Below are 11933 nucleotides of genomic sequence, written 5' to 3' on the forward strand. Positions count from 1 at the left end.
CCCCGGACACATCCACACCCACCCCACCCCACGGTTCACCATGACCCGCATGCCCCCCGTCGACATCCCCGGTTCCAAATCCCTCACCGCCCGCGCCCTCTTCCTCGCGGCGGCCGCCGACGGCGTCACCACCCTCGTACGCCCCTTGAGGTCCGACGACACGGAGGGCTTCGCGGAGGGCCTGGTCCGCCTCGGTTACCGGGTCGGCCGCACCCCGGACACCTGGCAGGTCGACGGCCGCCCGCAGGGCCCCGCGCTCCCGGAGGCGGACGTGTACTGCAGGGACGGCGCCACCACCGCCCGTTTCCTGCCGACCCTCGCCGCCGCCGGCCACGGCACCTACCGGTTCGACGCCTCCGCCCAGATGCGCCGCCGCCCCCTGCTGCCGCTCACCCGCGCCCTGCGCGACCTCGGCGTGGACCTGCGGCACGAGGAGGCGGAGGGCCACCACCCGCTCACGGTCACGGCGAACGGCGTCGACGGCGGCGAGGTGGTGCTGGACGCCGGCCAGTCCTCCCAGTACCTGACCGCGCTGCTCCTGCTCGGCCCGCTTACCCGCACCGGCCTCCGCGTCACCGTCACCAACCTGGTCTCCGTGCCGTACGTGGAGATCACGATCGCGATGATGCGGGCGTTCGGCGTGGAGGTCGGCCGGGAGGAGGACACGTACGTCGTCCCGCCGGGCGGCTATCGGGCGACCACCTACCCGATCGAACCCGACGCCTCCACCGCCAGTTACTTCTTCGCGGCCGCCGCCCTCACCGGCGGCGAGGTGACCGTGCCGGGTCTCGGTGCGGGCGCGCTCCAGGGGGACCTGGGCTTCGTCGAGGTGCTGCGGCGGATGGGCGCGCGGGTGGAGGTGGGCGACGACCGTACGACGGTGACCGGCACCGGGCGACTCGACGGTGTCACCGTCAATATGCGGGACATCTCCGACACCATGCCGACCCTCGCCGCGATCGCCCCCTTCGCCTCGGGGCCGGTGCGGATCGAGGACGTGGCCAACACCCGGGTGAAGGAGTGCGACCGCCTGGAGGCCTGCGCGGAGAACCTCCGCCGCATGGGCGTGCACGTGACGACCGGCGCCGACTGGATCGAGATCCGCCCCGGCACCCCCCGGGGCACGGAGATCAGGACCCACGGCGACCACCGCATCGTCATGTCCTTCGCCGTGACCGGGCTGCGCACCCCGGGCATTACCTTCGACGACCCGGAGTGCGTACGCAAGACGTTCCCGGCCTTCCATGAGGCGTTCGAGGCGCTCCCGCTACGCTCCGGGGCATGACCGCCTCCGAGCCCACCATCGTCGCGACCTCGGGCGGCCACCGCATCGGTGACCGCACCCGGGTGACCTTCCATTCGCTCGTGCACCACGCCGTGGAACTGTCGGGAGTGAACGGGCGGCGGCCGAAGGTCATGTACGTCGGGACGGCGATCGGTGACTCCGAGCACATGACCGCGCGCATGAGTGAGGCCGCGCGGGTCGCGGGCTTCGACCTGACCCCGCTCGCGCTCTTCCCGATGCCCAACATCGAGGACATCGAGTCGGCCGTCCTCGCACAGGACGTCGTCTGGGTCATGGGCGGCTCGGTCGCCAACCTGCTGGCCGTCTGGCGCGTCCACGGCCTCGACCGGATACTCCGCCGGGCCTGGCGGTCCGGCGTCGTCCTGAGCGGTGTCAGCGCGGGCTCCATCTGCTGGTTCCAGGGCGGGACCACGGACTCCTTCGGCCCCCGACTCCGCCCGGTGACGGACGCGTTGGCGTACCTCCCGTACGGCAACGGCGTCCACTACGACAGCGACGCGGGCCGCCGCCCCCTCGTCCACAGCCTCGTCGCCGACGGCACGCTCCCGGAGACCCACTGCACGGACGACGGCGTCGGGCTCGTCTACCGGGGCACGCGCCTGGTGGAGGCGGTCGCCGAACTCCCGGGCAAGGGGGCGTACATGGTCCGGCGCGAGGGCGACACGGCGGTGGAGGAACGAGTGACACCCCGTCTCCTGCCCGAGCCACGTCGGTAACAGCCCTACGCATCACTGGCAGCACTACGCGTCACTTGCAGGACTACCAGGACTACGAGGAAGGGAGACTCCCGCGGTGTCGGGTTCTCGTGAGGAAGACGTTCTGGCGCGGATCGCCGAGGGGCTCGTCTACACCGAGTCCGAAGCGGCCTTTCTGGCGCCCCGGCGGCGTACGGACCAGATCTTCGAGTACAACCGGACTCCACCGGGCGAGGCGGAGAGGCGTCGCGCGCTGCTCGTCGAGATCTTCGCGTCGATCGGTGAACGCACGGTGCTGCTGCCGCCGTTCCACGCGGGCTTCGGCAGCAACGTCCACATCGGTGACGACTTCTTCGGGAACGTGAACCTGACGTTCGTCGACGACGTGGACATCCACATAGGCAACGATGTCATGATCGCTCCCAGCGTGACGCTGACCACGACGGGGCACCCGGTGCACCCCTCGCGCCGCAAGGACTTCGGGCGGTTCTCCGAGCCGATCGTGATCGAGGACAAGGTGTGGATCGGCAGCAACGTGGTGGTCCTGCCCGGCGTGCGGATCGGCTACGGCTCGGTCATCGGCGCCGGCAGCGTCGTCAGCCGCGACATTCCGCCGATGACCGTCGCGCTCGGCACACCGTGCCGGGTGGTCCGCGCCATCACGGACGAGGACCTCACCACCCGCGCCGCTCCCGGGCGTTAGGGCTCTTCCGGTCGGCCGGCCCGCCTCACCACTCCTGGACGCGCCGCCCCGCGCCCTGCGGCTGCTCCCGGGGGCGGCGGGCCTGCGGTTCGAAGAGGGACGCGGGGGAGGAGTCGTCGGGGTGCTGGAGCGGCACGTCGGGGCGGTCGGCCCCCCAGGGCCGGCGGGGTTCCGGCCGTTCCCGGGCCTGATTCCATTCCCGATCCCGATCCCGATCCCGATCCCGTTCCCGGTCCTGCTGTCGGTCCTGCTGTCGGCCGGCCGTGCGGTCCCATTCGCCCTCGCCCAGGACGAGCATCGGGTCGAACATCACGACGACGCCCGCGAGGAGCAGGAAGATGACCGGGCCGATCAGCATGGGCAGGAGGATCGTCGTGGGTGATTCGCCGGTGAACGTGCCGCCGGTCGTGCCGTGGAGGTGGACCCCCACCGCGGCCATCCCGGTGTAGTGCATGCCGGACACGGCGACCCCCATCACCAGGCTGGCCCCGAGACTGGTCAGGAAGCCCCGGATCGACACGGCCGCCCAGAGCGCGGCGGTCGCGGCGACGATGGCGATGCCGACGGAGAGGGCGACGACGAGGATGTCGTACTGGATGTAGCCGTTCAACTGGATGGCGGCCATGCCCAGATAGTGCATGGCGGCCACGCCGAGGCCCGTGACGGATCCCGCCGCGCAGAGGGTGGACGTGCTGACGCCGCGGTAGCCCACGGCGAACACCCCGATGCCGACGACGGTGACGGCGACGGCGAGGCTCAGCACCGTCAGCCCGACGTCGTAGCGGATCGGACTCTCCTTCACCCGGAAGCCGACCATCGCGATGAAGTGCATCGTCCAGATGCCGCAGCCGATGCTCGCGGCCCCCAGGGCCAGCCAACCGGGCTTCCAGGACCGCTCGTTGTAGACCGACCTGACCACGCAGCGCAGGCCGAGCGCGGCGCCCAGGCAGGCCATGACGTAGGCGGCCACCGGCGTGACCGCACCGTAACTGAAACCGTCGACCGTGCCTTGCATATGCCAAATCCCCCCGATACATGGCTAGTTGCGCATGGCTGGTTGAGGGAGGCAAGTCTGCTGCAAGCGCGTACTGCAGCGCTCCGTTTTCCAAGAGTTACTGTCGGTACCTGTTCACGGGGCGATCGGCTTTGGGCGGCTCGATACTGATTCGTGGTCAAAAGCCATGACGCACAAGGCCTGAGCTTGATTTCTCAAGCTCAGGCCATTGTTTTACTGCGAGTGGTCGTTGTTACGCCGCGTCGTTGAGGAGCCGCCCGAGGTGCTCCCGTCCGGCCGCCAGCAGCTCCCCAAGCGGCGTGGCCTTCTCGTACCACCGCTTCTCGTACTCCCAGCACAGCCACCCGTCCCAGTCCTTGCGGGAGAGGAGTTCGACGCACTCGCCGAGCGGGAGGACCCCCGCGCCGAGCGCGAGCGGGGTGGTGTCCTCGGCGGAGGCGATGTCCTTGACCTGGACGTAGCCGAGGAAGGGGGAGAGGGCGGCGTAGGACTCGGCGGGCTGTTCGCCGCCGAGCCAGGTGTGCATCACGTCCCAGAGCGCTCCGACGCTGCCGTGGCCGACCGGACCGAGCACCCGGATCGCGTCGGCGCCCGTGCGGTGCGAGTCGTGCGTCTCCAGCAGGACGCGTACGCCCCGGTCGGCCGCGTCCTCCGCCGCCGTGCCCAGCCGCCGGGCCGCGATCGCGTCGGCCTCCTCGGCGCTCTGGCCGCCGGCCGGGTCGGCGCCGGGGAAGACCCGGACGAAGGGGGCGCCCAGGTCCCGGGCCAGGTCGAGGAGGGCGCGGATCTCGTCCAGCACGGGACCGTCCTCACCCGGCGCGGCGACCCGCGCGTACCCGGCGACCCCCAGGATCTCCACGCCGGCCCCCTTGAACTCGGCCGCGACCTCGGCCCGTTCGTCGGCCCCGATGCCGGGATGCACCGGCTCCTCGGGGTGGGCGCGCAGTTCGACGCCGTGGTAGCCGTGCGTCGCGGCGAGTCGTACGACATCGGCGATGGGGAGACCGGGGACACCGAGGGTGGAGAACGCGAGTTTCATGCCTTCGGACCGTACACGTTGGCCGGGGCGGTGTGGGACCCCGCCTGGGCGGTGTGGGACCCCGCCGGGGCGGGCCGAGCCGTCGACCGCGGGGTCCGCCCCGTCCACGGCCCCGACCGCCGGACCTGGCCGGTCAGGTTCCCAGGTGCCCCGCCGCCCCAGGTGTCCCGCCGCCCCGGAGGCCCCGTCACCTCAGATGTCCCGCCGCTCCAGCGGCTTCGTCGCCGGGCCCTGGACGATGCGGCCCTCGGTGTCGAAGCGGGAGCCGTGGCAGGGGCACTCCCAGGTGCGTTCGGCGCGGTTGAAGCCGACCAGGCAGCCCATGTGGGTGCAGCGGGCGGAGACGGCGTGGAGGGAGCCGGCCTCGTCGCGGTGGACCGCGCACGGATGGCCGCCGAGCCGGACGACCGCGCCGTCCCCGGGGGCGATGGCCTCCACGGAGCCGCCCCCGGCCGCGCCGATCCGGTCGCCGACGAAGTGCCGGGCCACCTGCGCCTGGTGCTTGAGGAAACTCGGTGCCTCCCGCATCGCGCTGAGCACCCGGCGCGGGTCGTACAGGTCGCTCCACGGCGACTTGTGCCCGGTGATCTGCTCGGCCAGCAACCGCCCGGCCATGATGCCGCCGCTCATGCCCCAGCCGCCGAACCCCGTCGCCACCCAGGTGTGCCGGCTGCCCGCGTGGAAGGGCCCGACGAGGGGGACGGAGTCGGTGGAGTCGTTGTCCTGGGTGGCCCAGCGGTGGGTGAAGTCGAGAGGGCCGAAGCGTTCGGTGGCCCAGTCCGCCAGCAGACCGAACCGTTCGTCGACCTCGGCGGTGCCCGGGGAGAAGTGCTCCCCGGTGACGATCAGCAGCCGCCGCCCCTCGTCGTACGGGGCGGTCCGCACCGAACGGGTCCGCTGCTCCTGCGTGATGTACATGCCGTGCGGGTCGGCGTCGGCCGGGATCGGCGCGGCGAGGACGAGTTCGCGGCGCGCGGACAGCCGGGTGAAGAGCAGCGCCCGGTCGAACACGGGGTAGTGCGTGGCGACCACGACGTCCTCGGCGGTCACGGTGGCCCCCGTGTCGGTCGTCAGCCGGCACGGCGCCCCCTCCTTGAGCCGCACCACCCGCGTCCCCTCGTGCACCGCCGCGCCCAGCCGCACCAGATCGTCGACCAGGGCGAGCAGATACCGACGGGGGTGGAACTGTGCCTGCTCCGCCACCCGTACCGCCCCCGCGACCGGGAACGGCAGCCCCGTCTCCGTCACGAACTCGGCGGGCAGCCCGGCCTCGCGCGCCGCCTCCGCCTCGGCCCGCAGCTCCGCCACCCCGCCCTCGTCCTCGGCGTAGGTGAAGGACGCCGCGTCCTCCCAGTCGCAGGCGATCCCCAGCTCCTCCACCACCTCGGCGGCATGCCGGATCGCCTCGGTCTGCGACCGCGCGTACAGCGCGGCGGCCTCGGTGCCCCGGGTCCGGCGCAGCCGGTCGTAGATCAGCGTGTGCAAGGCGGTCACCTTGGCGGTCGTGTGCCCGGTGACGCCGGCGGCGACCCGGTCCGCCTCCAGCAGGGCAACCCGCCGCCCCCGCCGCGCCAGCTCCCACGCCGTACTGATCCCCGCGATCCCCGCCCCCACCACCGCCACGTCGACGACCAGCTCCCCGTCCAGTGCCGGGTACGCGCCCTCCTGCGGCGCGCTCTCGATCCAGTACGACTTCTGCTCCGGCTGCTTCTGCTGCATGACTCACGGGTCCCTTCAGGCGGACGGCGGCTGGGTGCGGCGGGGTTCCTCGGCCGGGGCCGTGGCGGGGGTCTCGGGCCCGGTGGTGGGCCCGCGGTCACCGGCGGTGGCCCGGCGCCGGTGGCTGGTGTCGCACCACGGGGGGATGCGGCTGCGGCGGCAGGTGCACAGGGCCACGCAGAAGCGGTCCGACGACACGGTCGTACCGTCCTCCAAGGTGACCTCGACCGGTCCCTCGACCAGCAGGGGGCCGGGGCGTTGCAGTGTGACGCGGCGGCGTTCGGCAGGATCGTTCGGCACCTGTGATCACCAGCTCTTCCCTCTCGTCGACGGCCTCGCGGACCGGCAGGCCGCCCTTCCTCGGACCCCCTCGGACTCCCCCTCGGACCCCCTCCTCCAACTCCTTCTCAGACCGGCGTACGGAGCGACGACCGGCCCGCTCGCCACGCGCCGAGGAGGCGGTCGGCGAGGGCGTCCTCCAGGTGGTTGGTGGCGTCGACGCCGAAGGCGACGTCGGCGTCCAGCTGTGGTTCCTCCTCCAGCAGCCCGGCGACGACCTCCCGTCGTACGACCTGCTCGTGCACGGCGTCGGCCTCCACGTGCTCGTCGTAGAAGTGCTCGGCGGCCGGGCCGGCGCCGGTCCGCCGCATGGCGCGGGCGAGCCGGCGGGAGCCGGGGGAGGAGGTGATCTCGACCGTCGCGAAGTGCCCGACCAGGGCGCCGCGCAAGGACCGGTGCAGGCCGAAGAGGGACATCAGGTTCACCAGGGCGATCGCCTCGGCACCGGCGGCGTCCACGTACCGGCCGTACGTCGGGTCGAGCCCCAGGTCCGTCATGAGGTCGGCGAAGAGACGCGCGTGCACCCGTTCGGCGCGGCCCCCGCCGAACTCGTCGAACTCGACGGCGGCCATGCCCGCCTTGGCCCGCCCCCACAGACGGGGCAGCACCCAGGCGTGCGGGTCGGCCTCCTTCAGGTGGTAGAGGGAACGCTGCGCCGCGTACTCGCGCACCTGCCACAGCTCGCCCTCGTCCTGGAGGAAGTCGCCGACTCCGCCCCCGTCGCCGTCCGGCGGCTCCACCAGCAGCTCGTCCAAGGCCTCCCGGGCACTCACGTGCCGGGTCGCCCGGTCGCGCAGGCTTTCGAGGAACTGCCACTCCAGGGCCGCCCGGCAGCGCAGCAGCTCGGGATCCCATTCGAGGTCGGCGTCGACGTCGGCGAAGCCCCGGTAGTGCAGTTCGTAGCAGAGGTAGAGGGCGAGCTGGAGGTCGTCGCCGAAGGGGTCGGCCCCGGCGATCTCCCGGCTCCCGGGCGGCGGCCCCGCCCCCCGCAGAAACCGCGTGACGGCATCCGAAACCGTCCCCCTGCTCTCCGGCAACACCGGCCCTGCCACCTGGGTCTCCATGCGCGCCGAGTACCCGTGAACCATGAGCTACTCACCGTCCGACAAGCGAAGGGGGCTCCCCGTCACAGGGGAGCCCCCTTCCACTCCGCTACCGCGAGACGACGGGCGGCGGACCGCCGGGCACCGCCCAGTGGCGGCGGCCCCGGCCGTCAGCCGCGCTCGTGCGTCGGCGTCACATGCCGGGGCGTCGCGCCGACCGCTGCGGCTCCCGGGTGGTGCGCTCCTGCGTGCGGTCCTGCGCCTTGCCCTTCATCTTCTTGGCCTCGCCGCGCGCCTGCTGCATCTTGCCCTCGGCCTGCTGGCTGCGGTCGCCGGTGACCTTCCCGGTCATCTCCTTGGCCTTGCCCTTGATCTTGTCCATGTTGCCCTTGTCCTTGGCAGCCATGGTTTCCTCCTTGGTGGGGGGTGACTTTCACGCCCAACGTACGGCGGACCGGTGACCCTCGCGCGTCGAAGCGTCACGCTCCGTGAAAGCCCGTGCTCAGCCGAACGAGATCCGCTCGACCTCCGTCAGCTGGGCGGCACCGATGCGGCCGTCCTCCAGGGACAGGAGCCAGGGCAGCAGCTCCGGCGTGGCGTGCACCTCGCCGTAGAAGCCGAGGCTGAGCTCGGCGAGCCCGTCCTCGACGAGCCACCGGTCGAGCGCGTCGCCGAGGTGCAGGTCCGCCGCCTCGGTACGGGTCCCGGCCCAGACGGCGAGCCACGGCGCGAGGGTTCCCGTCGAGGCGGAGAGCGTCTCCAGCACGTCCGTGACGTGTCCGACGCTCGGACGGGAGTGCAGGACCGCCCGCCACCAGGTGTGCCAGACCTCCTCCAGCGCCCTCCGCTCCGCCACGGGCCAGTCGCGCCACCGGGCGGCGAGCAGCCGGGAGGCGACCAGGCCGTGGTCGAGTCCGTCGGCGACGAGGAGGCGGACGGTACGGGGCGTCAACCGGCGGTACAGGCCGGGGAAGTCGTCCCAATGGTCGGGCCCCTGGTGGGCGACGGAGTACATCAGCTCGTCCGGCACCTCGCCCACGGGACCGGCCAGGACCTCGAGTTCGGCCTCGGTGTAGCAGTGGGTGCAACCGCCCACGGGGGCCGAGGACTTGGCGAGCGGGGCGAAGGTCGCGTCCAGGGCGTCGAGCGCGTCCTGGAGCCGCCGGTGCGGGAGGTCGGTCGGGAGGTGGGCCAATGACGTACCTGACGGGACTCCGTCCGGCCGCGCCGGAGAAGAGAGCGACGCTACCAGCGCCGGGCGACCACCGAACACCCCGTGCCACCACCGAAGCCCCCGTGCCACCACCGAAGCCCCCGTGCCACCACCGAAGCCCCCGTGCCACCACCGAACACCCCGTGCCACACCACCGAAGCCCATCTGGCCGCGGAGCCGTGCCTGAGAAGTGTCACCTGGTGACCACCGGGTGACCGCTGTCCGCCCGGCGATTCACCGGAGTGCGGGGAATGCTTGGAGAGCGTCACCGCGAGCGATCAGCCGCCGCCGCGCCGCGCGAACCACCCCGAACCGCACCGGAGGGAATCTCACGCCATGACCGCGACAGCGCCCAAGGCTCCGACCGCACCAGGGGTGCGCTCCTGGTGGGGAATCCCGTTCGCCACCGCCGAGCGCTACCGTCGCCCCGTGGTCGCGGACTTCGATCCGGACCGCCCCTACGACCGCAAGGGCGTCGTCTCCGTCCAGCCCGACAGCGGCGACTGGCTCGGAGCGGACAGCGGGATGGGCGAGGACTGCCTGAACCTGAACGTGTGGGCCCCCGAGCAACCGGCCGGAAAGACGCTGCCGGTGGCCGTGTACATCCATGGCGGCGGATTCGAGTACGGCGCGAACACGCAGACCACCTCGAACGCCGCCGGTCTGGCCGCGTCGGGGCGTGTGGTGAGCGTGTCGGTCAACTACCGGCTCGGCGCACTGGGCGCGCTCTCGCTGTCGCAGTACGGCGGGCGGCTCGCCGAGGCGAGCAACCTGGGTCTGCAGGACGTCATCGCCGCCCTCACCTGGATCAAGCGGAACATCGCCTCCTTCGGTGGCGATCCCGACCACGTCACCGTCTTCGGCCACAGCGCCGGCGCCTACCTGACCCTCGGGCTGCTCGGGGCCTCCTCCGCGGACGGTCTGTACCGGCGGCTGGCCGGGTTCTCCGGCGCGCCCTCGCGTCTCGTCCCGGCCTGGTGGGCCGAGGAGCTCGCGGAGCGGTTCGTCACCGAACTCGGTGTCGCGGGCAACCCCGACAAGCTGATCGATCTCGACGCGGCCTCCTTGGTGGCCGCCCTGCACAAGGTCTGTCCGACGGATATCGGAGTCCGCGGCGGGAGGGACAACCAGAGCCTCGGCGTCGTCATGGACTCCGAACAGCCCGGCGCGGTGCTGCACGCCCACCCCCTGGACGTCCTGGCCTCGGGCTCGCACCGGGACACCGACGTCCTCCTGAGCACGGCCAGCGACGAGATGGGCTGGTGGGTGGCGAACGACCTCGACCGGTTCGACCCGCACACCGTCGACCGCGTCACGGACGAATTCGCGGGGTGGCGCATACCCCGCTCCCGCGCCAGGAAGATCGTCGACACCTACGACCAGGGCGGCCGCACCCCCGTCGAGGTCCGCGCCGCGGCCCTGACGGACTACATCTTCACGCTCCCCGCAGCCCGCGGCGCTCTGGCCCACGCCGCCGCGGGCGGCAACGCCCATCTCCTGGCGATCGGGCCCGCCGAGGGTGCGCCCGCCGTGCACGGCACCGAGATGTACGCCCTGGTCGGCCAGGAACAGCCGGGCCGCAGCCCCGAGCAGGCCGGTCGTGACACGCGTGTCCGCGACATCGTGCTCGACTTCGTCACCGGCGAGCAGGGCCGCCTGTGGCCCGCGGTCACCGACCGGCCCACCTCGGGGAGCGTCGGCAACCCTCCCTACGAACCCAGCGCTCACTACCAGGCGGTCCTCGACCTGTTCGAGAACATCGCCCGCCCCTGATCTTCACCGGGCGATCGGGAACAGCGCACCAGGGGCGAGCAGAGTAAGGAACGCGACATGAGCCAACCGACAGCAGCGGGCGGTGACACCGCACCGGGGACGATGCGGGCCGTCGTCGTCACCCGGCCCGGCGGCCTGGACGCACTGGAGATCAGGGATGTGCCGGTGCCGGTACGCAAGCCCGGCTGGGTGCGGATCAGGGTGAAGGCGTTCGGCGTCAACGAGTCAGAGGTCACCACCCGCAAAGGGGAGTCGGACGCGGAGGTCACCTACCCGCGGGTGCCCGGCATCGAGGGCGTCGGCGTGGTCGATGAGGCCGACGAGAACAGCGAGCTGCGGCCGGGACAGCAGGTGGCCACGATGATGGGCGGCATGGGCCGCTCGTACGACGGCGCGTACGCCCAGTACGTGACCGTCCCCGCGGCGCAGGTCATCCCCTTCGAGACGGGCCTGCCGTGGGAGGTCGTCGGTGCGCTGCCCGAGATGTTCCAGACCGCCTACGGATCGCTGACCACCGGCCTGGACCTGAAGGCCGGGCAGACGCTGCTGATCCGCGGCGGCACCTCCACGGTCGGGCTGAGCGCGGCCACGATCGCGAAGGGCATCGGAGCCACCGTGCTGTCCACCACCCGCAGCCCGGAGAGGGCCGGGGATCTGCGGGCGGCGGGCGTCGACCATCCCCTCGTCGACAGCGGCACGATCGCCAATGAGGTGCGCGAGCTGATGCCGGAGGGCGTCGACGCCGTACTGGAGCTGGTGGGCTGCTCGGTCCTCGCCGACACCCTCCGCACCGTCCGCCGGCACGGCACGGTCTGCTTCACCGGAGCCCTGGCGGGCCAGTGGACGATCCCCGATTTCAGCCCGTTCATGATCCCGGGCGGGGTGCGGCTGACGTCCTACGGGGGTCAGGCCGCCGACCTTCCGGCCGACGTCTTCGCCCGCCAGCTCCAGGCCATCGCCGCAGGGCGCCTCAACGTCCCGGTCGCGAAGGTCCACCACGGCCTGGAACAGGTCCGTGACGCCCAGGCCGATGTCGAGTCCGGCACCACGCCGGGCAAGCACGTCGTCGTCCTCGACGACTGAGACCC

Annotated in this window: 12 protein-coding genes; 5 read left to right on the top strand and 7 right to left on the bottom strand. The window is 72.2% G+C overall.

The window, feature by feature from the left end; all coding sequences use genetic code 11:
- The first annotated feature begins 49 nt into the window (after window positions 1-49).
- The 3 genes from aroA to RM704_RS20125 all read left to right on the top strand — a co-directional run bounded on the left by aroA (window position 50) and on the right by RM704_RS20125 (window position 2704).
- Entirely contained in the window at window positions 50-1285 is a 1236-nt protein-coding gene (gene aroA / locus RM704_RS20115; RefSeq protein ID WP_033531282.1) for a 3-phosphoshikimate 1-carboxyvinyltransferase, read from the top strand.
- Window positions 1282-2022: a Type 1 glutamine amidotransferase-like domain-containing protein gene (locus RM704_RS20120; protein ID WP_033531283.1), complete on the top strand. Its 741-nt coding sequence runs from the start codon at window positions 1282-1284 to the stop codon at window positions 2020-2022. Before aroA ends, RM704_RS20120 begins: the two co-directional genes overlap by 4 nt.
- A gap of 76 nt (window positions 2023-2098) precedes the next feature.
- Window positions 2099-2704, top strand: coding sequence for a sugar O-acetyltransferase (locus tag RM704_RS20125; RefSeq protein WP_033531284.1), 606 nt, complete (start codon window positions 2099-2101; stop codon window positions 2702-2704).
- Between the two features lie 25 nt (window positions 2705-2729).
- Here the strand turns inward: RM704_RS20125 and RM704_RS20130 are convergent, their stop codons facing one another.
- The 7 genes from RM704_RS20130 to RM704_RS20160 all read right to left on the bottom strand — a co-directional run bounded on the left by RM704_RS20130 (window position 2730) and on the right by RM704_RS20160 (window position 9054).
- Window positions 2730-3719 (bottom strand): MHYT domain-containing protein, encoded by a 990-nt coding sequence (locus RM704_RS20130; RefSeq protein WP_033531285.1) that lies wholly within the window; start codon window positions 3717-3719, stop codon window positions 2730-2732.
- A 232-nt stretch (window positions 3720-3951) separates the two neighbouring features.
- Entirely contained in the window at window positions 3952-4758 is an 807-nt protein-coding gene (locus tag RM704_RS20135) for a sugar phosphate isomerase/epimerase family protein (RefSeq protein ID WP_033531286.1), read from the bottom strand.
- A 192-nt stretch (window positions 4759-4950) separates the two neighbouring features.
- Window positions 4951-6477 (bottom strand): FAD-dependent oxidoreductase, encoded by a 1527-nt coding sequence (locus RM704_RS20140; RefSeq protein ID WP_033531287.1) that lies wholly within the window; start codon window positions 6475-6477, stop codon window positions 4951-4953.
- A gap of 15 nt (window positions 6478-6492) precedes the next feature.
- Window positions 6493-6777, bottom strand: coding sequence for a CDGSH iron-sulfur domain-containing protein (locus tag RM704_RS20145; protein ID WP_311590952.1), 285 nt, complete (start codon window positions 6775-6777; stop codon window positions 6493-6495).
- Between the two features lie 107 nt (window positions 6778-6884).
- Entirely contained in the window at window positions 6885-7880 is a 996-nt protein-coding gene (locus RM704_RS20150; RefSeq protein ID WP_033531413.1) for an iron-containing redox enzyme family protein, read from the bottom strand.
- Window positions 7881-8052: 172 nt separating this feature from the next.
- Window positions 8053-8265, bottom strand: coding sequence for a CsbD family protein (locus RM704_RS20155; RefSeq protein WP_033531288.1), 213 nt, complete (start codon window positions 8263-8265; stop codon window positions 8053-8055).
- 96 nt (window positions 8266-8361) lie between these two features.
- A complete protein-coding gene (locus tag RM704_RS20160) occupies window positions 8362-9054 on the bottom strand; it encodes a hypothetical protein (protein ID WP_033531289.1) in 693 nt (230 codons plus the stop codon).
- A 354-nt stretch (window positions 9055-9408) separates the two neighbouring features.
- On the opposite strand from RM704_RS20160, the gene RM704_RS20165 reads away from it, so the two are divergent.
- Together RM704_RS20165 and RM704_RS20170 are read left to right on the top strand one after the other, a co-directional pair.
- Window positions 9409-10845, top strand: coding sequence for a carboxylesterase family protein (locus RM704_RS20165; RefSeq protein WP_033531290.1), 1437 nt, complete (start codon window positions 9409-9411; stop codon window positions 10843-10845).
- Between the two features lie 57 nt (window positions 10846-10902).
- On the top strand, window positions 10903-11928 hold the full coding sequence (locus RM704_RS20170) for an alcohol dehydrogenase catalytic domain-containing protein (protein ID WP_033531291.1): 1026 nt from the start codon (window positions 10903-10905) through the stop codon (window positions 11926-11928).
- Window positions 11929-11933: the final 5 nt, after the last annotated feature.

Source organism: Streptomyces gottesmaniae, from assembly GCF_031845845.1.
In the GTDB taxonomy this organism is placed as follows: domain Bacteria; phylum Actinomycetota; class Actinomycetes; order Streptomycetales; family Streptomycetaceae; genus Streptomyces; species Streptomyces akebiae.